The organism is Pseudomonas sp. 9AZ (assembly GCF_902506525.1).
In the GTDB taxonomy this organism is placed as follows: Bacteria; Pseudomonadota; Gammaproteobacteria; order Pseudomonadales; family Pseudomonadaceae; genus Aquipseudomonas; species Aquipseudomonas peli.
In genome coordinates this window covers 2,358,395-2,379,227 of record NZ_LR733840.1, presented here as the reverse complement: position 1 = coordinate 2,379,227, position 20,833 = coordinate 2,358,395, and the positions used below count along the sequence as shown (strand labels likewise).

The 20,833-nt window shown below is 59.4% G+C and carries 16 protein-coding genes and 2 pseudogenes; 4 read left to right on the top strand and 14 right to left on the bottom strand.

Translation table 11 applies throughout. The annotated features are described in order from the left end of the window. Positions 1 to 53: 53 nt before the first annotated feature. From ALTER154_RS11015 to ALTER154_RS11005, 4 genes and pseudogenes are all read left to right on the top strand, one after another. Positions 54 to 1,373, top strand: coding sequence for a Na+/H+ antiporter family protein (locus ALTER154_RS11015; protein ID WP_160086998.1), 1,320 nt, complete (start codon positions 54 to 56; stop codon positions 1,371 to 1,373). Positions 1,374 to 1,491: 118 nt separating this feature from the next. Further along, positions 1,492 to 2,064, top strand: a pseudogene (locus ALTER154_RS21255) (cache domain-containing protein); the annotation flags it as partial. Positions 2,065 to 2,157: 93 nt separating this feature from the next. Beyond that, positions 2,158 to 3,174: pseudogene (locus ALTER154_RS21250) on the top strand (methyl-accepting chemotaxis protein); the annotation flags it as partial. A 361-nt stretch (positions 3,175 to 3,535) separates the two neighbouring features. Beyond that, positions 3,536 to 4,930, top strand: a complete 1,395-nt coding sequence (locus ALTER154_RS11005; protein WP_160086994.1) for a pectin acetylesterase-family hydrolase — start codon at positions 3,536 to 3,538, stop codon at positions 4,928 to 4,930. A gap of 37 nt (positions 4,931 to 4,967) precedes the next feature. Here ALTER154_RS11005 and ALTER154_RS11000 read toward each other — a convergent pair whose 3' ends face one another. The 14 genes from ALTER154_RS11000 to ALTER154_RS10935 form a co-directional block, all read right to left on the bottom strand. Continuing rightward, positions 4,968 to 5,606 (bottom strand): hypothetical protein, encoded by a 639-nt coding sequence (locus ALTER154_RS11000; protein ID WP_160086992.1) that lies wholly within the window; start codon positions 5,604 to 5,606, stop codon positions 4,968 to 4,970. Between the two features lie 59 nt (positions 5,607 to 5,665). Continuing rightward, positions 5,666 to 6,154, bottom strand: a complete 489-nt coding sequence (locus ALTER154_RS10995) for a DUF4442 domain-containing protein (RefSeq protein ID WP_160086990.1) — start codon at positions 6,152 to 6,154, stop codon at positions 5,666 to 5,668. Positions 6,155 to 6,250: 96 nt separating this feature from the next. Next, positions 6,251 to 8,251 (bottom strand): PhoX family phosphatase, encoded by a 2,001-nt coding sequence (locus ALTER154_RS10990; RefSeq protein WP_160086988.1) that lies wholly within the window; start codon positions 8,249 to 8,251, stop codon positions 6,251 to 6,253. 193 nt (positions 8,252 to 8,444) lie between these two features. Next, positions 8,445 to 10,040, bottom strand: coding sequence for an isocitrate lyase (locus tag ALTER154_RS10985; protein WP_160086986.1), 1,596 nt, complete (start codon positions 10,038 to 10,040; stop codon positions 8,445 to 8,447). A gap of 616 nt (positions 10,041 to 10,656) precedes the next feature. Then, complete coding sequence (locus ALTER154_RS10980; RefSeq protein WP_160086984.1) at positions 10,657 to 11,466, bottom strand: secretin N-terminal domain-containing protein; 810 nt, start codon at positions 11,464 to 11,466, stop codon at positions 10,657 to 10,659. Further along, on the bottom strand, positions 11,463 to 12,104 hold the full coding sequence (locus ALTER154_RS10975; RefSeq protein WP_160086982.1) for a histone acetyltransferase HPA2: 642 nt from the start codon (positions 12,102 to 12,104) through the stop codon (positions 11,463 to 11,465). Before ALTER154_RS10975 ends, ALTER154_RS10980 begins: the two co-directional genes overlap by 4 nt. Before the next feature lie 8 nt (positions 12,105 to 12,112). Further along, positions 12,113 to 12,538: a GNAT family N-acetyltransferase gene (locus ALTER154_RS10970; RefSeq protein ID WP_160086980.1), complete on the bottom strand. Its 426-nt coding sequence runs from the start codon at positions 12,536 to 12,538 to the stop codon at positions 12,113 to 12,115. Continuing rightward, a complete protein-coding gene (locus tag ALTER154_RS10965) occupies positions 12,531 to 13,697 on the bottom strand; it encodes a cupin domain-containing protein (RefSeq protein WP_160086978.1) in 1,167 nt (388 codons plus the stop codon). Before ALTER154_RS10965 ends, ALTER154_RS10970 begins: the two co-directional genes overlap by 8 nt. A gap of 78 nt (positions 13,698 to 13,775) precedes the next feature. After that, entirely contained in the window at positions 13,776 to 15,146 is a 1,371-nt protein-coding gene (gene purB, locus ALTER154_RS10960) for an adenylosuccinate lyase (protein ID WP_090253661.1), read from the bottom strand. 86 nt (positions 15,147 to 15,232) lie between these two features. Next, a complete protein-coding gene (locus ALTER154_RS10955; RefSeq protein ID WP_160086976.1) occupies positions 15,233 to 16,093 on the bottom strand; it encodes a DMT family transporter in 861 nt (286 codons plus the stop codon). A gap of 4 nt (positions 16,094 to 16,097) precedes the next feature. Continuing rightward, positions 16,098 to 16,718, bottom strand: a complete 621-nt coding sequence (gene hflD, locus ALTER154_RS10950; RefSeq protein WP_160086974.1) for a high frequency lysogenization protein HflD — start codon at positions 16,716 to 16,718, stop codon at positions 16,098 to 16,100. Continuing rightward, positions 16,715 to 17,833 (bottom strand): tRNA 2-thiouridine(34) synthase MnmA, encoded by a 1,119-nt coding sequence (gene mnmA, locus ALTER154_RS10945; RefSeq protein ID WP_160086972.1) that lies wholly within the window; start codon positions 17,831 to 17,833, stop codon positions 16,715 to 16,717. Before mnmA ends, hflD begins: the two co-directional genes overlap by 4 nt. A 60-nt stretch (positions 17,834 to 17,893) precedes the next feature. Then, the gene (locus tag ALTER154_RS10940; RefSeq protein ID WP_160086970.1) at positions 17,894 to 18,334 is read right to left on the bottom strand and encodes an NUDIX hydrolase; all 441 of its coding nucleotides are present in this window, start codon (positions 18,332 to 18,334) and stop codon (positions 17,894 to 17,896) included. 125 nt (positions 18,335 to 18,459) lie between these two features. Beyond that, on the bottom strand, positions 18,460 to 20,685 hold the full coding sequence (locus ALTER154_RS10935) for an NADP-dependent isocitrate dehydrogenase (RefSeq protein WP_160086968.1): 2,226 nt from the start codon (positions 20,683 to 20,685) through the stop codon (positions 18,460 to 18,462). Positions 20,686 to 20,833 lie beyond the last annotated feature (148 nt).

Here is a 20,833-nt window from a genome sequence, read left to right as displayed (position 1 = left end):
ATCCACAATGGGTCAAACCTTCGTGGACCTATTTAAATCGCGGGAGTAAATCGATGAACGCAGTCGTTGCGGCAGTGGGGATCATGCTGATCCTCAGCTTGTGCCGTGTGCATGTGGTGGTGGCCCTGATCGTCGGCGCATTGGCGGGCGGTCTGCTTGGTGGCCTGGGTATTGAAGGCTCGCTGGCGGCATTCAATAAAGGCCTGGGCGGCGGGGCGACAGTGGCACTGTCCTACGCCTTGCTCGGTGCATTCGCCGTAGCGATTGCCAAATCCGGTCTGGCCCACGCCTTAGCTGACAAAGCCCTGGCCATGGTTGGCAAACAGGACGCCAAAGGCGCCGGTTTGCTCAAGTGGCTGCTGATCGGTCTACTGCTGGTGGTGGCGATTTCCTCGCAGAACATCCTGCCGATTCACATCGCTTTTATCCCGCTGCTGGTGCCGCCGCTGCTGTATGTGCTGAGCAAGCTGCAGCTCGATCGCCGCTTGATCGCCTGCGTGCTGACCTTCGGCCTGATTACCCCGTACATGTTTCTGCCGGTGGGTTTTGGCGGAATCTTTCTGAATGACATTTTGCTGGCCAATGTTGCCAGTGGCGGCGTCGACACCAGCGGCCTGGACGTGACCAAAGCCATGGCGATACCCGCACTGGGTATGCTGTTTGGCTTGCTGGTGGCGGTGTTCTTCAGCTACCGCAAAAAACGTGTCTACGACCTGAGCAAGATTGAGCAGGCCGAGCGCGTGGATGTTGCCTACAACCCATTGAGCCTGCTGGTGGCGGGTGTGGCGATTGCTGCCGCGTTTGTTGTGCAGCTTTGGCTGGACTCGATGATCATCGGTGCCCTGGTCGGCTTTATCATCTTCTCGGTGTCTGGCGTGGTGCGCTGGAAAGAGGCCGATGGCCTGTTTACCGAAGGTATGAAAATGATGGCAATGATCGGCTTTATCATGATCGCTGCCGCCGGTTTTGCCGAAGTGATGAAGGCGACCGGTGAAGTGAAAAGCCTGGTCGACAGCTCTGCTGAACTGATTGGCCATGACAAGGCGCTGGGTGCGCTGCTGATGTTGCTGGTTGGCCTGCTGGTAACCATGGGCATCGGTTCGTCGTTCTCCACCGTGCCAATCATTGCGGCGATTTTCGTACCGTTGGGTCTGCAACTGGGCTTCAGTCCGCTGGCCATCCTGTGCATCGTTGGCACCGCCGGCGCACTGGGTGATGCCGGCTCGCCAGCCTCCGACTCTACCCTTGGCCCAACCGCCGGGCTTAACGTCGATGGCCAGCACAACCACATCTGGGACAGCGTTGTGCCAACTTTCCTGCACTACAACCTGCCGCTGCTGGTATTCGGTTGGGCAGCAGCTATGGTGATTTAACCGGGGCATTGCTCGCCTGCAGCGTTATTGCTTTAGGTGATTCAACCTTTCAGCGGGGCTACCGATAAATCGATAGCCCCGTTTTTATTTCGCTCCACTTCCAACCAAGGACCTGCCGATGCGCCTAACCTTGAAATCAAAAGTCGTGCTGTTGGCACTGATCCCGGTGGTGCTGTTTGCCCTGGTGCTCAGTGGTGCTGCCGCCAAGGTGTTACAGAACCTGGCCGCTCAGGAAGTCAAAGAAACCCGCGAACGTCTGCTGCAGGAAAGCCGCAACGAGTTGCAGCACTACGTACAGATCGCCCTGGGATCTGTACAAACGCTGTATGACGGTGCTGCGCAAGGCGACATGGCCAGCCGAGAACAGGCAATCGTCATTCTGTCGAAGATCAAGTTCGGCAAGGACGGCTACTTCTTCGGCCACGACTCCAACGTGGTGCGCCTGTTCCGCGGCGATAGTCCGGTAGACGTCGGCAAAAGCCTGGCCGATCGCCGCGACCCGAATGGCGTATACATCAATCGTGAACTGGTGAATGTCGCCAAGAACAGCAGCTACTACGTCAATTACAGCTCGCCACTGCCAACTGATGACTCTGTGCTCGTGCCGAAAATGGCCTACAGCTACTACCTGCCGAAATGGGACATGGCCCTAGGCACGGCAATCAACCTCGACGGCGTCGAAGCGCAGATTGCTCAGGTGCAAGGTGAAATCGACGAGCGTATCAGCACCATCATTACCAGCATCATGGTGATTGCCGCCGTGCTGCTGGTGATATTCGGCATTGTCGGGGTGGTGCTGAGCAACACCTTCCTGCGCCCGCTGCAGCAGATCAAGGACAACCTCGATGACATCGCCGCCGGTGAAGGCGACCTGACGCGTCGCCTACCGATCAATGGCGACGACGAGCTTGGCCAGCTGGCCGGCTCGTTCAACCGGTTTGTCGAAAAAATCCACGGCCTGGTTCGGCAGATCGTCGACATGACCGGCCAGCTGACTGAGTTGGTCGGCCAGGTTTCGGCCCAGACGCAGCGTTCAGAAGAGGCCATGGAGCGTCAGCGCCATGAAACCGATCAGGTGGCTACGGCCATCAATGAAATGTCCGCCGCCGCCCATGAAGTCGCGCAAAGTGCTCAGGGCGCAGCAGAAGCGGCGCAAAAAACCGACACCGAAGGCCAGGCTGCGAAACACGTGGTCGATGGCAGCATCGAGCGCATCCACACCCTGGTGCAGGATATCCGCGACAGCGGCGTGTCGCTCGACACGCTGCAAAAAGACGTGTCGTCGATTGTCAGCGTGCTCGATGTGATTCGCTCCATCGCCGAGCAGACCAACCTGCTGGCCCTCAACGCGGCCATCGAAGCGGCACGTGCAGGTGAAGCTGGGCGAGGCTTTGCTGTAGTGGCCGACGAGGTGCGCGCGCTGGCCAGCCGTACGCAGCAGAGTACCCAGGAAATTCAGGGAATGATCGATCGCCTGCAGAAGGGCACCCAGGATGCAGTGACCGCGATGCGTCGCTCCAGTGATGCTGGAGATGTCACCAGCGAGCAAGCTAACCGCGCCGGCACCTCGCTGGATGCCATCGCGCAATTGATCGCCACCATCAACGCGATGAACGCGCAGATCGCCAGCGCCGCCGAAGAGCAAACCGCTGTGGCCGAAGAGATCAATCGCAGCGTGCACAAGATTGCCGTGGCGGTTGACAGCGTGGCCGACGAAACCCAACAGGGCGCGCAGACCGCGCGCAATCTAGCTGGGCTGGGCGAACGCCTGGGCGCATTGGTGCGTCAATTCCGCATCTAGTACCTGAGGCAGGTATATAAAAAGGGAAGCTTGGCTTCCCTTTTTTATTGTCATGAGCAGTGTTCTGTCGGCGCAGACCGCAGATAACCGCAGCAGCTTAAAACCAGCAGCGCTATATCCAATAAATATGTAGGGCTGTGGTTAGTCAGAGTTTCTTGGACTAGCGTGCATGAATCGCCAAGCTGGCTTGAAATTTGAGCAGCGGCGACACGTTTGGGTACGCGCAGTTACTGCTGCTTCGGCGCGGTGTATGAGCAGTCTCCAGTGGGTGATGGGCTGATTTCGGGTGACAGCTGGAGGGGATTCGTACAACGGCTCGGGTATGTGGACCCATCGATAACAACAAGATGAGGGACTCACCATGTCTGTAGCGATAACACTTCGGCGCTGTGCCGCGCCGCTGATGGTTTCGGCCCTGGCAATGCCGGTGCAGGCCGAGCAGGGCGATTACAACTTCTGGCAAACCCTGAGCAACCTGGTGGCTGCACCTGCGGCAGATAACAAGGTCACTCCGGCGCAACGCTTAGGGCCGTATCCGCTGCTGGCGAACCCGAGCGGTTTCAACAGCGGCTTCAAACCGGCTAACTACTACGCCTGGCAAACCGTGCAAATGGCACCGCAAACCGGCGCCGTGTGTGGCAACGGCTCGCCGTACAAATTCTTCGTCAACCGCGTGCCCAATACCCGCAACACCATCATCTACCTGGAGGGCGGCGGGGCCTGCTGGGATTACGCCAGTTGCACGGGGCAAAGCGGCATTCGCGGGGCACGCAACCCCGACGGCATTCCCAATGACTACATGAGCCTGCTCAACCCAGGTGCCAGTCTGGTCAGCCCCTTCGTGGTGCGTCTGCATCCCTGGACGCGCGTGAAAACCCAGAACTGGAACATGGTCTATGTGCCGTATTGCACCGGCGACATCTACTCCGGCGACAAGGTCGCGGTCTATGAAGACCCACAAAGCCAGCAGGCGCCGTTGATCTGGCACCACAACGGCCTACGCAACATGCGTGCAGTAGTGGGTTGGCTGAAAGACAACCTGCCGCGCCCCACGCAGATGCTGACCACCGGCTGCAGCGCTGGCGGTGCCGGCAGCCTGACCAACTACGCACCAACCCGGCAGGACATCGCGCCGACGCGCAGCTTCCTGATTAATGACTCCGGGCCGGTGTTCTCGGCCATCAGTGGCGGTGGTAACGAGGCTTATCCCTCTCTGCCGTTGCAGGGCTTTATCCGCAATGCCTGGGGGCTGGACGCTGGGCCGTTGCCGTACCTGCAGTCGCGTTTGCCGGGGCTTAACCTGAACAACCTGGGCACCATTTACCCGGCGTTGTCGAGCAACCTGGCGGCTGATCGCATGGGTCATACGCACTTCTGGAAGGACCTGAATTACTCGTCCTATTCCTATGAGCGTTTCTACCCGGAAATCATCAACGCACCGAACCAGGCCGCCAAGGAGGCACTGATTCACGCCAAGTGGGATGTGGACACCAGCAGGCTGCGTAACGAACTGGCCAACCTGCCGAATGTCGGCGGTTACTTCCCACAGTACCGTGCGGTTAATGAAAGCCACTGCACCAGCATCATCGAGTTTGCCAACGCGGATATTCAGGAGCAGAACCTGCAGCTGGATGACTTCGTCAATAACGTGATGAATGGCAGCGGCCCGGTATTGGATGCCTCTGAGCAGAGCGACACCGCCGACCGCAACAAACCCTTCAACCTGCTTTACTACGCACTCGACCAACTGTTGTAACGCTATAGCTCGACCTGAGCAGTCTGCTCAGGTCGGGTTATTGATAGTGCTGTTCGCGCGCCTGCTGCAGGCGTTGGCGCAGGTACTCATCGCGGCTCAAACCATCGGGAAAGCTGTCCATGCTCAGCACTTCCTCAACGATGCGCTTCTCATCGGCCTTGTAACGACGAAACTCGGTGCTGGGTGTCGCGGCCTTGGCTTCGCGCTCGGCGCTAATCGCCTTGTAGCGGGCGACCAATGCGGCGGCCTGATCCTTCTGCGCTTGTTCATCGCCAGTGGTGAGCTGAATCAGGCCCAGCTGCAGTAACAGCGACTCACTCATCGCCAGTTCTCTGCGCTGCTCGTAAGTTTCGATCTGCTCACGCAAGGCCTGCGCCTGGCTTTCACGTTGCGCGGGGGACAGCTCGGCGGCACCGCTGACAAAGCTGCGGTAAGCCTGATGGAATGCAAGACGTTGCTCCTGGTTTTTTACGGCGGGGTTTTGCATCAGCTCGTGCAACTGCGCCTCGGTGGGCATCGACGTTGCTGGGCTAACGCTCGAGAGCACGCTGGTGGAATTGTCGGCCTGCATGGCCTGCGCAACAACCTGCGGCTCGCTGTGCAGGCGCCAATACAAGGTGCCGAGCACCGCAATCAGCACCAGCCCACCACCCACTAGAAGAGGTTTTCCCTGCACTGGCTATCTCCTGAATGACGCCACACCGTGCGGCGTTTTCAGCTTAGACCAGTCTGCATTCAGCGCTTCTTGCTGACCCAGGCCCAGAGCATTTCACACTGGATCGGCTGGATACCGGCTTCATCGGTCACGGTCACGGCAACCAGCACTTCGCCTTTTTCCTGGGTGTGGATGGCTTGAATCTGCTCGGGTGTCAGGCTTGCCACGGCGCGCAGGCTGCCGGTAGCGCGTTTGAGGTAGTCGACCTTGAGGCTTTTGATCAACGGCAGTTTGTCATCCGGCACGTTCATGCCGACCAGAAAGCCCGTGGCGGACTCAGCCAGCAGCGCCATGGCGGCAGCATGCACGCCTTTGATGTGGTTCTGTACCTTGCGCTTATTGGCGATGCTCATCACCGCCTGCTGCTGGGTCAGCGTATGTACGCGCACCTTGGCGGTGCCAGCGAACTTCACCTGGGAGCCAAATAGCAGCGACAGCGCCGGACTTTGCAGAGCGTTGGGCAGTTGCTGGATTTTGCCGACGATACGGCTCAAGCGATTGCTGGACATGCTGATGCTCTTTGCGCAAAGGAGAGGGAAGGGCATGAGTCTGTCACAGTGAAATGTGACCGGCCAGGGCTGGCCGGTCACATAATAGCCAGTCGCTTAGAGCAAGCGACGGCCGTCTTCGCGGGTGATGATGACAGTGGCCGAGCGCGGGCGCTGACCGGGGCCATCGGGCCAGGTGCTGAGCAGGTTGGTCGCCGTTGAGCCTTCGCCCGGGTGCTGGATATTGACGAACAGGGTGCGGAAGTCCGGGGTCGCGGTAATGCCGGTTACTTCGGCGCCGACAGGACCCACCAGGAAACGCTTCAGCTCACCGGTGCGTGGCTCGGCCACCAGCATCTGGTTGTTGCCGAATGGACCACTGCTTAATTGGCTGCCGCTCATGTCGGTCTGAATCCATAGCCGGCCTTCCTCGTCGAACCACAGCCCGTCGGGGCTGGCCAGGCGATTATCTGCCGTCAGCGGTTTACCGTTCGGGCCGATGCTGTCGGCTTCCGGGCCTGCCAGCATAAACAGACTCCAGGCAAACTGACGACCGGCGTAATCCTTGCTCAGCTCGCGCCAGCGGATGATATGGCCGAACGCGTTAGCGGGGCGCGGGTTTGCAGCATCGGCGCTGGTCCGGGCACTGTTGTTGGTCAGGGTGAAATACACCTCGCCATTGTCCGGGTTGACCGCGCCCCATTCCGGGCGGTCCATCTTGGTGGCGCCAACCACGTCAGCCGCCAGACGGGTATTGATCAACACTTCACCCTGGTCGGCAAAACTCACCCCGGCGGTTTTGCAGGCTTGCTGGAATTTCTTGTCGTAGATATCCAGCGCCAGCCATTCACCCTTGCCGCTGGCGTCGAAGCGCGCGACATACAGTGTGCCTTCGTCGAGCAAGCGGCCATTGCTGCGCCCTGGGCGGTATTTGTCGCGGCTGACGTATTTGTAGATGTACTCGTTCTGTGAATCGTCGCCGGAGTAGCACACTACAGGGCGGCCTGATTTCACCGAGGCGAACACCAGGCCTTCGTGGGCAAAGCGACCGAGCGCCGTGCGCTTGACCGGAACTGATTCCGGTGCGAACGGATCAATTTCGACGATCCAGCCAAAGTGGTTGGGTTCGTTGCGATAGTCCGCGCTGGCGGTGGTAGTGGTACGCGTGGCATCGAAACGCTCGAACTCATCACCCTTGAGGTGATCCCAGCCGTAGCGGCTGCTGCTGCGCAGGCCATAGCGGCTCAGCTCGCGCGGCAAGTCAGTGTCGCGGCTGGCAAAGTAGCCGGCCCAGTTCTCTTCACAGGTCAGGTAGGTGCCCCATGGGGTAAAACCGTGTGAGCAATTGTTCAAAGTGCCGCGCGTTGCCGTGCCTTTTGGGCTGTAACGGGTTTTCAATAGCGCATGGCCGCGCGCCGGGCCGCTGATCTGCATGGGCGTAGCGCCGGTGATTCGGCGGTTTCTGGCGCTCGGCAATACCGCCCACTCGCCATTCAGGCCGCGGCGTACTTCCACTACGGAAACGCCGTGGGCGTTGATTTCCTTGCGCACTTCTTCGGCGCTGCTGCGTTTGCCGGCCACCAGGGTCGGGCCATTGGGGTGCAGCAGGGGGGCATCGATGTATTCGTGGTTGAGTACCAGTAGGCCGTGATCGCTTTTCTTGCCGCCGCGCTGTGCGTCAATCGGGAAGAAATGCATGCCGTCATGGTGCATGCCCAGTTGCTCGGCCTGATCCTGGGCGCTGTTGCTGCCATCGTTCAGGTAAGCCGGGTAGTTGCCGGTGATCGGCGTACCCCAAGGGATAAAAGTGGTGGCGCGGTAACCGGCCGGTACGCTGATGCTGTCTAAGCGGTTGGTCGCAATAGCCGTGAAGGGCAGCTTGCTGCGCGGTCTAAAGTGCAGTTTTTCCAGGCCTTTGGCGGCTGGCTCTGCTGCCACCGCGGCGCCGGGCATAACACTGCCGAGAAACGCCAGGGTACCGAGCGCTGCACCGGCGGCCAGCACCTGTCGACGACCGACGCCGTCGATCAGCTGATTGATATGCGGGTTGTTGGACGCGTTGCTGGGCAATTCATCGCCATTGCCGAACAGCACTGAGTTGTCATTATCGTGGCTCATGCAGGCTCCTTGGATTAATCGACGGGTGTCTGACGCTATCCAAGGAAATTGACGTAAACATGACAGCGGTTGTGCGAAAGCGCACAAAACCGGAAGAAGGGCAAATTGCAGGCAAAAAAAATCCCAGCATTTCTGCTGGGATTTTCTTAACACCCTCAACCTTGATCGTGGCCTCGGTTGAGTGAGCCGGTTCTTAGCTGAACTGGTTCATGGTGTTGTCTTTGCCGCCGGCTTTCAGAGCCGCTTCACCAGCGAAGTACTCTTTGTGAGCGTCGCCGATGTCGGAACCGGACATGTTCTGGTGCTTAACGCAGGCGATACCTTGACGGATTTCCTGACGCTGAACGCCTTTCACGTAGGCCAGCATGCCTTGGTCTGCGAAGTAACCTTTGGCCAGGTTGTCGGTGGACAGCGCGGCGGTATGGTAGGTCGGCAGAGTGATCAGGTGGTGGAAGATGCCGGCGTTAGCCGAACCATCGCGCTGGAAGGTACGGATCTTCTCGTCAGCAACCTGAGCCAGTTCGGTTTCGTCGTACTCGACGCTCATCAGCTTGGCGCGGTCGTAGGCGGAAACATCCTTGCCTTCGGCTACGAATGCATCGTAAGCCTGCTGACGGAAGTTCAGGGTCCAGTTGAACGATGGGCTGTTGTTGTAAACCAGCTTGGCGTTCGGGATGACCTTACGGATTTCATCAACCATGCCTTTGATCTGGCCGACGTGTGGCTTCTCGGTTTCGATCCACAGCATGTCAGCGCCGTTCTGCAGCGAGGTGATGCTGTCCAGTACGCAGCGCGCTTCACCGGTACCAGCACGGAACTGGAACAGGTTGGATGGCAGACGCTTAGGGCGCAGCAGCTTGCCTTCACGGTTCAGAACGACGTCGCCGTTCTTCAGGTCGGCAGGGGAGACTTCTTCGCAATCCAGGAAGGAGTTGTACTGGTCGCCCAGGTCGCCCGGCTGATTGGTAACAGCGATCTGCTTGGTCAGGCCAGCACCCAGGGAGTCGGTACGCGCAACGATCACGCCGTTGTCGATGCCCAGCTCAAGGAATGCGTAGCGAACAGCGTTGATCTTGGCCAGGAAGTCGGCGTGAGGAACGGTCACTTTACCGTCCTGGTGGCCGCACTGCTTCTCGTCGGAAACCTGGTTTTCGATCTGGATGCAGCAAGCACCCGCTTCGATCATCTTCTTAGCCAGCAGGTAGGTGGCTTCCGGGTTACCGAAGCCAGCGTCGATGTCGGCGATGATCGGTACGACGTGAGTTTCGTAGCCGTCGATCTGAGCTTGGATTTCGTCTGCTTTTACTTTGTCGCCAGCAGCGCGAGCGGCGTCCAGAGCGGTGAACAGCAGGTCCAGCTCACGGGCATCAGCCTGGCGCAGGAAGGTGTACAGCTCTTCGATCAGGCCGGAAACCGAGGTTTTCTCGTGCATTGACTGATCCGGCAGCGGACCGAAATCCGAACGCAGAGCAGCAACCATCCAGCCCGACAGGTAGAGGTAGCGCTTGTTGGTAGTTTTCAGGTGCTTCTTGATCGAAATCAGCTTCTGCTGACCGATGAAACCATGCCAGCAGCCCAGGGACTGGGTGTAGACGGAGGAGTCAGCATCGTACTCAGCCATGTCTTTGCGCATGATGTCGGCAGTGTACTGAGCGATTTCCAGACCGGTTTTGAAACGGTTCTGGGCGCGCATGCGGGCCACGGACTCAGGGTCAATAGCGCTCCAGCTGCTGCCTGCGGCGGCTTTAAGGGCGGCTACGGCTTTGATGTCGTTTTGATAAGCTGACATGGTCAATCCTTCAAAGTATGTGTTTGGTTGAGCACCGACTTCCCCACTGAACACCTGTGTTGCTGGAGGTTGTTGTAGCCAACTGCAGAACGCCGAGACATCGACTTGAGACGGAATTGATCCGGGAGGAGGGTGACGAGCTAAACAGTTCGCGGCTTCAGCTGTTACAAATGAGCGGGTCATTTGGTGTTTATCGGACGTGAGCCCGTAAACCATTCAACTTGCTGCGCACTGTGGCTAAACGCTTCCCCGTCCCTCAGGACAACTTCGTTCCAGTCGCAATCTCATCGAACGGCCTTGTGGGCTTTACAACGCAAATCGGCTCGGACGGTAAGTTGGAGCGCGATTCGGAGGGCTTTTGAGCACCTCTGATTAGCGGGAGCGGGGCCATCATGCCTCTGCCAAAAGTGTTCGTCAATTATTTTGTAGTGCTTTTCGTATGACTACTACATAAATCCAAAAACGACTGACAAGTCAGCTTTTACGGCTCTATCCGGCGGCTTGCGGGGTTGGCCAATGGCTGCGAGGTATTTGCTTTGCGGCAGCGGCGAAGATCAACCGATGAGCGGTTATCGGCACTGGGCCAGGGCGGCCCAGTGCGAGGGGGCTGCGAGATTTAGTTCACCACGTCGACTTTGACACGCATGCTCATGTCTTCGCGGCCCTGGGTCGAGCGATGTCGCATAAAGTCGCCTTGCTCGCCCTGGCTTTGCTCGCTGACGCCGCCAATGCTGATCCACTCACCCACCCGCCCGCTAACCCGCGTATCGGTGCTTTGCACATCAATGGCGCCCGCTTGCGACTGACTGAGGCGGTCACGGTTGCTGCTGATGTTGATGTGCACCAACTCGCCGCTGAGGCTGGCAGTGACGTAAAAACCACGGGTTACATTGCGGTACTGGGTGTTGCTGTAAGGCTGGCCGTAGGCATCACGGCCTCGGGTGGTCAGCGGCACGCTCTGGCCAACCTGAATTAAAGCAGGGTAGCCCTCGGTGGCCTGCACCTGCTGAGTGCCACCGCTACGGCTGTCGGTGCTGCGGCGAATGATGCGCACCTGATCGCGTCCATTGATTTCACCCTGGCCGATCTGCACCTCGGCATCGCCAGCGCTGATCGTGCCGTCGGCGCGGTAGCCTCGGTCGGATTGAAAGCCTGATTCATTGGTGTCGACGCTGATCAGCAGGCGCCGTGGCTCGGTATCGAGTTGCTGCAGCAGGGCGCGCACTTCGGCAATCTTCGCCGGTTCAGCATTGACGATCAGCTGGTTACCATAGGCGTTGACCTTGCCCTCATGGCCGAGCACCGATTGCACCACGCTGAGTACCTCATCAGCCGTGCGGAAATTCAGCGGAATCACTTCGGTAGCGGCGCTTAGGGACAGGCTACAACTCAACAGTGCGGCGGCGAGCAGGGCGCGAACCTTCATAGCAGAAAACTCCGTAAATCAGCGTCGGTGATGCTGGTGTCCCAGGCTTGATCAAATTGTGCACGCCGCTGGCGATTGCGGCCGGGGTCTTGGTACAGGGCATAGCCGCTGGCCTGGCCAATTTCTGGCAAGAGCAGCAAGCCGCGATCATCGGCCAACAGAAACGCCAGCTCCTCACTAGGGTAGTCCGGGTGCAGCTTGCGGATCTGTAGGTTGCTCGATAGCCGGCGCGAAAGGCTGAGCAGGCGGTGGCCTTCCTTGACTGCACGGCTGGGGTCGCGCAGCAGAATGCGCAGTTGGTTGCGCGGGCTGGCCAGCAGAAAACGCGTGCAGGCGTCCTGTACGCTGCTGTGGTGATAGAGCCAGGGCTCAAGGTCGTGACTGTAGATGCACAGGCTGCGCTGTGCTTGCTGCAACAGCGCGAGGGCATGAGCGCGGGCCTGTTCGGGCTGGCTGAAGCGCTCCAGCGTTGCATGCGCGCCGAGGCTAAACGGCGCCGGCTCCGCCCGTGGGCTATCTGGGCTGGGGCTGCCCGGATTGTGCACAGCAAAACGCCCCGGTGACTGAAACTCGATAGCAGGGAGCTCTATAGGCTCCAGCGGCTCGGTAGGGTCACTCGGGGCGTTTTCGTCGTTCATCTTGGCCTCTAGGCGCTATGACGCACCATGTCCACGTGGGGGATGCCGGCGTCGAGGTATTCCCCGCTGACGATGGCAAACCCGAGCTTTTCATAGAAGGCAGTAGCGTGCACCTGGGCGCTGAGCATTTGTTGCGTCAGGCCGCGTTTTTCCGCTTCGGCGATCACCGCCTGGATCAACGCGACGCCCACGTTCAGACCGCGCCAGTCCTTGAGCACCGACACCCGACCAATATGACCATCAGGCAATAACCGCGCGGTGCCGATCGGGTAATCGCCTTCCAGCGCTAGAAAATGCAAGGCATCGGCGTCTTCGGCATCCCATTCGAGCTCCGGCGGTACCGCTTGTTCCGCGATAAACACGGTTTCGCGAATGCGCCGCAGGTCAGCGTTATCCTTCTGCCAGTCCGCCAGACGAACCTGTATCTCACTCATCAGCAAACTCCAGGCTGCCTTGTTTGACCAGTTCAACCAACAGGTTACGCCCTTCGTCATCGGCGAGCCACGCGCCGAGGTTTTCGATATGCAGGGCGTCGGCCGCGCACACCAGCTTCAGCAGTTCACGCAGGCTGGCAGACAGCAGGCGGCTCTGGCCACTGGCGAACAGCACCAGGTCGTCACCGACTTCCGACCAGGCCATGCGCGCGCTGGGATTGCGGATCAGGATTGCGCCATTTTCCAGGCTGCCGAGGAAGCCTTCTTCGTCGATCTCGATGCCGGCAATCAGCTCTGGATACTTGGGTTCGGTCATAAACTGGCCGAACCAGGTCATCAGCAGCCGCTCATCGCTCATGTGTTCGGTGAGTAGGGCCTTGAGGCGATCCAGGGCGTCGCGCTGGATCTGCGTCGGGTCGCTGGTCGGCTGCGCGTCAGCGTCGCTGTAGCGCTCTTCGTCAGGCAGGAACTGGCCGAGAAAGTCGGTGAAATGGGTGAGAACTTCAGCTGCGCTTGGCGCACGGAAGCCTACGGAATACGTCATACAGTCATCCTCAGCGGTACCACAGTGGGCCAGAAGCGGCGGCAGATAGAGCATGTCGCCGGGTTCCAGAACCCATTCTTCAGTTTTAACGAATTCAGCGAGGATCTTCAGATCCGCGTGTTGCAGCATTGGGCTGTCGGAATCGCACACCTGACCGACCTGCCAGCGGCGTTTGCCGTAACCCTGCAAGAGGAACACATCGTAGTTGTCGAAGTGCGGGCCCACGCCGCCGCCCGGTACGGCGAAGCTGACCATCACGTCATCGATGCGCCACTTGGGCAGAAATTTGAACTCTTCCAGCAGTTCGGCGACTTCCGGTACGAACTGGTCGACGGCCTGCACCAGTAGGGTCCAGTCGCGCTCGGGCAGCTCAGCGAAGGCGTCTTCTGCGAACGGGCCGCGGCGCAGCTCCCAGGGGCGCTCGCCATGTTCGATGACCAGGCGCGATTCGACTTCTTCTTCCAGCGCCAGGCCGGCCAACTCGTCGGGGGAAATAGGGCTCTCAAAACCGGGAATGGCCTGGCGTACCAGCAGGGGTTTCTTCTGCCAGTAGTCACGCATGAACTCGCGAGCAGTAAGGCCACCCAACAGTTGCAGCGGAGTATCAGGATTCATCGCTAAGCCCTTGAAGTAAGTAAATACCCATAAATAAAAACGCCCGGCGCAGCCGGGCGTCTGGGAGGCTGTTGCCGGTTAGATGCGCTTGGCCTGAGCGACCGCGTTGCCGATGTAGCTGGCAGGTGTCAGGAGCTTGAGCTCGGCTTTGGCTTCTGCTGGCATGTCCAGGCCATCGATAAAGGTCTGCAGCGCTTCGGGGCTGATGCCCTTGCCGCGAGTCAGTTCCTTGAGCTTTTCGTAGGGGTTCTCGATGGCGTAACGACGCATTACGGTCTGGATCGGCTCAGCGAGCACTTCCCAGCAAGCGTCCAAATCGGCGGCGATGCGTGCTTCGTTCAGCTCCAGCTTGCCGATGCCCTTGAGGCTGGCTTCGTAAGCGATAACGCTGTGAGCGAAGCCGACACCGAGGTTACGCAGCACGGTGGAGTCGGTCAGGTCGCGCTGCCAGCGCGAGATCGGCAGCTTGCTGGCCAGGTGCTGGAACAGCGCGTTGGCGATACCCAGGTTGCCTTCGGAGTTTTCGAAGTCGATCGGGTTGACCTTGTGCGGCATGGTCGAGGAGCCGATTTCGCCGGCGATGGTGCGCTGCTTGAAATAGCCCAGGGAGATATAGCCCCAGATATCGCGATCAAAGTCGATCAGGATGGTGTTGAAGCGGGCAATCGCATCGAACAGCTCGGCGATGTAGTCGTGCGGCTCAATCTGCGTGGTGTAGGGGTTGAACTGCAGGCCCAGGTCACCTTCGATGAACTGGCGAGCGTTGGCTTCCCAGTCAATCTGCGGGTAAGCCGAGAGGTGGGCGTTGTAGTTGCCCACGGCGCCATTGATCTTGCCTAGCAATGGCACGGCTGCGACCTGAGCGATCTGCCGCTCGAGGCGGTAGACCACATTGGCCAGTTCCTTGCCGAGGGTGGTCGGCGAAGCCGGCTGACCGTGGGTGCGCGAAAGCATCGGCACGTCGGCGAATTTGATCGCCAGTTCGCGGATGGCTTCGGCAGTCTGGCGCATCAGCGGCAGCAGCACGTCGTCACGACCAGCGCGCAGCATCAGCGCGTGGGACAGGTTGTTGATGTCCTCGCTGGTGCAGGCGAAGTGGATGAACTCGCTGACCTTGTCCAGCTCAGGCAGCTTGGCCGCTTGTTCCTTGAGCAGGTATTCCACGGCTTTGACGTCGTGGTTGGTGGTGCGCTCGATTTCCTTGACGCGCTCGGCATGCTCGACGGCGAAGTTGTCCGCCAGCTCATTGAGCACGGCGTTGGCTTCGGCGGAGAAGGGCGCGACTTCGGCGACGCCTTCGTGGGCGGCCAGGCGCTGCAACCAGCGGACCTCAACCAGTACGCGGAAACGGATCAGACCGTATTCGCTGAAGATCGGGCGCAGTGCGCTGGTTTTGCCGGCGTAGCGGCCATCGACGGGGGAAACCGCGGTGAGCGAGGAAAGCTGCATGGGAGGCGTTCTCGGACAATCGGGCATTGAAAAGGGCGCGTATCATACATGAAATTGGCAGCATAATCGCGATTGGCTGCGACCGTTCAGCCGCGTTTACTTCGAGCAATCGACAGCAGGCTGGCGCTGAAAATCAACGCCGCACCGATCATCGAGGACAAATCCGGGGTTTCCCCCCAGCGCAGCCAGGCAATCAGCCCAGCAAACACAATCGCCAGGTAGGCGAAGGGGCCAATAAGCCCTGGTGGTGCCAGGCCATAGGCTTTGGACATGATGATCTGACTGGCGGTGGCCAGCAGGCCGATCACTAGGAGCAAGCCCAGCTCATGCTGGGTCATCGGTTGCCAGGCCCAGGTCAGCGGGATGGCCGAGATCAGTGCACTGAATAGGGAAAAGTAGAAGACGATGCGAAAAGCCGGTTCGGTGTCGCTCATTTCGCGGATCGAGACAAAGGCGAATGCGGCCAGCACACTGGCTGCAAGGCCGATCAGGGCCTGACTGTCGAGCAATGCAGCGGAGGGTTTGGCCACTAACAGTACGCCAACCAGGCCGATGCCAGTGGTCAGCAGCATGCGTTTACTGAGCGGCTCTTTCAGCCACCACCAGGCGATCAGCGGGGTGAATACCGGCGCCGAGTAGGTGAACAGCATCGCGTCGGCCAGTGGCAGGTGGGCAATGGCATAGAAGAAGCAGTACATCGCGGCCAGACCGTAGGTGGTGCGCCACAGGTGAGACTTCAAACGGGTGGTCCTGAGCGGGCCAACCCCCTTGAGCAAGACCAGCGGCATAAAGAACAGCACGCCGACCAGGTTGCGAAAGAACACCACCGACTCGTTGTTGACGCTGACCGACACTTCGCGAATGCCCACACCCATCAGGGAAAACAGCAAGGCGGACAGCGCCAGCAAGGTAGCGCCCTGCAGCGGCTTGACCGAGCGCGTGGTCATGGGCTCAAGACCGCAGCAGCGGGTAGAGCTCTTTAAGCAACTTACTGCGGCTGAACACCATCTGCCAGCGATGGCCGCCCAGTTGGCGCCACAGGCGCGCCGAGCGAATGCCTGCAAGCAGTAGCGCACGGATCTTCGCGGCATTGTTGGTCTGTTGCAGGTGGCGCATATCGCCTTGCACCTGAATGCGCTGGCGGAAGGTGCTGATGGTGTCCTGATACAGGCTGGCGCAGTTGGATATCACGTTTTCATGGGTCGGGCCGAAGTGCTCAACCTGCTGCTGTACTTGATCAAGGCGGCTGCCCATGACTTGCAGCATATCGCCGCGCTTATCCAGCTGACGCTCCAGGGCCAGCAGTGCCAAGGCATAACGCAGTGGATCACGTTGCAGGCTGGCCGGATCGCGCTCCAGGGCGCTGACCAGGGCGCGGTAACCATCACGCAGGTTGAGGTCATCGCCGCCGTATACGTCGAGCGTGTCTTTCGGGTTGCGTACCAACAAGCTGTTGATCATGCAGCCTACGGCGGGCTCGCCGATCTGGCCTGTACGCGCCAGCTTGTCGACCAATACGGCTGATTCGAATACCGCGCCGAGGGCGATCAGTTGCTCGCGGATAGGATTCACGCCGTTTGCTCCCGCACAGTCCAGGGTTCAGCGGTTTCAATCACGCCGCCACCCAGGCAGATTTCACCGTCGTAGAACACCACGGACTGGCCCGGGGTCACTGCGCGCTGCGGCTCATTGAATACAGCGCGGTAGCCGCTGGCGGTTTTCTCCAACGTGCAGGTCTGATCGCTCTGGCGATAGCGCACCTTGGCCGTCAGCTCACGCGGCGTGCTCAGATCAATCGGGTTGACCCAGTAAATTTCCGAGGCGAGCAGGGCGCGGCTGAACAGCCATGGGTGTTCATTACCCTGACCAACCACCAGCACATTGCGGCTCAGGTCCTTGTGCAGGACGTACCACGGCTCGTCACTGGCGTCTTTCAAACCGCCAATGCCCAGTCCCTGGCGCTGACCGATGGTGTGGTACATCAGGCCGTGATGACGGCCGATAATTTCGCCTTCGGTGGTTTCGATATTGCCGGGCTGAGCTGGCAGATACTGTTTGAGGAAGTCGCTGAAACGACGCTCGCCGATAAAGCAGATGCCGGTGGAATCCTTCTTCTTCGCCGTGGCCAGCGCATATTTCTCTGCGATGGCGCGCACCGCTGGTTTTTCCAGCTCGCCGACCGGGAATAGCGTCTTGGCGATCTGCTCGCCACCGACCGCATGCAGGAAGTAGCTCTGATCCTTATTCGGATCGAGGCCCTTGAGTAGCTCGGTGTGCCCGTCGATATCACGGCGGCGCACGTAGTGGCCGGTGGCAATCAGGTCTGCACCGAGCATCAGGGCGTAGTCGAGGAAGGCTTTGAACTTAATTTCGCGGTTACACAGGATGTCTGGGTTCGGTGTGCGTCCAGCCTTGTATTCGGCAAGAAAGTGCTCGAACACGTTGTCCCAGTATTCGGCGGCGAAATTGGCCGTGTGCAGTTTGATGCCGATCTTGTCGCACACGGCTTGCGCGTCGGCCAGGTCATCCATGGCGGTGCAGTATTCGGTGCCGTCGTCTTCGTCCCAGTTCTTCATAAACAGGCCTTCGACCTGATAACCCTGTTCAAGGAGGAGCAGGGCTGAAACCGAGGAGTCGACGCCGCCGGACATACCGACGATTACGCGCTGAGTAGTTGGATCTGGCATGGGGATACTGGGCACGAGCTTAAAAAGAGGGCGATTCTAGCAGGCGTAGAGCTGTGGCCGTTAATCGCGGATCAGGCTCAGGGGAAAACACTGGCCGCCCAGGTAGTCATCAATGCAGCGCAATACCAGCTCGCTGCGCCAGCGCTCGGGCTGCGCGGCCAGTTCGTCACGGCTTAGCCAGCGCGGGCCGATGATGCCGTCATCCAGCGGATAATTGGGCCGCTGCTGCAAGGGTTTGGCGGCAAAACACACGCGCTGGTAGGTGATGCCGTTACTGGGGGCGGTGTACAGGTAAATGCCAGTAACGCCAGTCAGCTCGACATCCCAGCCGGTTTCCTCAAGGGTTTCGCGCAGCGCCGCCTGCAACAGGCTCTCGTTGGCTTCTAGGTGACCGGCTGGCTGGTTGAATACAGCGCGGCCTTCGGCCATTTCTTCGACCAACAGAAAACGGCCTTGGTCTTCGATGACCGTAGCCACGGTGATGTGCGGCTGCCACTGCATGAGCGTGCTACCTACTTATGGGGAAAGGCGATCTTATCCTGATTCTCTCTGCTCTGAATGCACAAACCCCAGCACGGGGCCGGGGTTTGTGGTGTTGCTGCGCCCGAGGACGCAGGGGCTACGTCTTAGTTCAGCGCAGCGAGTGCGGCATTGAAGGTCGCGCTTGGGCGCATGACCTGGCTGGTCAGTTGCGGGTTGGAGCGGTAGTAACCGCCGATGTCCACTGGCTTGCCTTGCACGGCGCTGAGTTCGGCAACGATGGTTGCTTCATTCTCGGTCAGAGTTTTGGCCAGTGGCGCGAACTGCGCTTTCAGTTCGGCATCATCATTCTGTGCGGCCAGCTCCTGAGCCCAGTACAGCGCCAGGTAGAAGTGGCTGCCACGGTTGTCCAGCTCGCCGGTTTTGCGCGATGGCGACTTGTTGTTGTCGAGCAGTTTGCCGGTGGCCGCATCGAGGGTTTTGCCCAGCAGTTTGGCTTTCGGGTTGTTGGTTTTGATTCCGGTTTCTTCCAGGGAAACCGCCAGAGCCAGGAACTCACCGAGCGAATCCCAACGCAGGTGGTTTTCCTCGATCAGCTGCTGAACGTGCTTGGGTGCGGAGCCGCCAGCACCGGTTTCGTACATGCCGCCACCGGCCATCAGTGGCACGATGGAGAGCATTTTGGCCGAGGTGCCCAGCTCCATGATCGGGAACAGGTCGGTCAGGTAGTCGCGCAGTACGTTGCCGGTTACCGAAATGGTGTCCTGGCCACGAATCAAACGCTCCATGCTGACGCGAATGGCCTGGTTGTAGTCCATAACGCGGATTTCTAGACCGGTCAGGTCATGTTCCTGCAGATAGGCTTCAACCTTCTTCTGCAGTTCGCGGTCGTGGGCGCGCTCCGGGTCCAGCCAGAAGATTGCCGGGGTGTTGGACTGGCGAGCGCGGGTCACGGCCAGCTTGACCCAGTCGCGGATCGGCGCATCTTTGGTCTGGCAGGCACGCCAGATGTCGCCGGCTTCGACTTCATGCTGCATCAGCACAGTGCCGTCGGCTGCTACGACACGCATGATGCCGCCTTCGGTCAATTCGAAGGTCTTGTCATGGGAGCCGTATTCTTCGGCCTTCTGCGCCATCAGGCCGACGTTTGGAACGCTGCCCATGGTGGCCGGGTCGAACGCGCCATTGGTTTTGCAGAAGTTGATCATTTCCTGGTAGATGCGGGCGTAGGTGCTTTCCGGCATCACCGCTTTGGTGTCTTTGAGCTTTCCGTCCTTGCCCCACATCTGCCCGGAGCTGCGAATCATCGCTGGCATCGAAGCGTCGACGATTACGTCGCTCGGGATGTGCAGGTTGGTGACGCCTTTGACTGAGTCGACCATGGCCATTTCCGGGCGATGGCTGTAGCAGGCGTGGATGTCGTCGAGAATTTCTTCTTGGCGCGAGGCGGGCAGGGATTTGATCTTGTCGTAGACGCTGCTGATGCCGTTGTTCGGGTTGACGCCCAGCTCTTTGAACAGCTCGCCGTATTTGTCGAATACATCTTTGTAGTAGACGCTGACGGCGTGGCCGAAGACGATCGGGTGGGAGACCTTCATCATGGTCGCTTTGACGTGCAGGGACCACATCACGCCGGTTTCCTTGCAGTCCTGCAGGGTCTTCTCGAAGAACTCACGCAATTTGCGGCAGCTCATAAACATGCTGTCGAAGACTTCGCCTTCCTGCAGGGCGAGCTGCTTCTTGACCACGACCTGACCGTTCTTGCTGACAAACTCGATGCGTACATCACCGGCCTTGGCCATGGTGATCGACTGCTCGCTGGAGAAGAAATCGCCACCGCGCATGTAATCAGCATGGGATTGCGAGGCCATGCTCCACTTGCCCATGGAGTGCGGATGCTTACGCACGAAGGCTTTGACTGCGGCAGGTGCGCGGCGGTCGGAGTTGCCTTCACGCAGCACGGGGTTTACTGCGCTGCCAAGTACCTTGCTGTAGCGGGCACTGGCGTCTTTCTCGGCGTCAGTTTGCGGGTCTTCCGGGAAGTTCGGGACGTTATAGCCCTGGGCTTGCAGCTCGGCGATTGCGCCTTTGAGCTGCGGCACCGAGGCGCTGATGTTCGGTAATTTGATGATGTTGGCATCTGGCGAGGTGGCCAGTACAGCCAGCTTGGCGAGGTCGTCGGCGATTTGCTTGTCAGCATCCAACTGGTCGGCAAAGCTTGCGAGGATGCGCCCTGCAAGAGAGATGTCGCGTGTTTCGACGGCAATCTCAGCAGAGGCTGCGAAGGCTTCTACAATAGGCAGAAGCGAATAGGTCGCAAGGGCTGGGGCTTCGTCGGTGAAGGTGTAGATGATCTTCGAGGGGGTGGACATTCTGAGTGAACTCTCTTCTTTGCTGAGCGTGCATAGCCACTCGATATGCGCAGGTAAGCGCTGAGGCCCATATGGATGAGCCAGAAGTCGAGGACTTGCCGCGGTGATGTTGGATGCACCAGTAGAGTGTTGAACGTTTCGAGCCGTT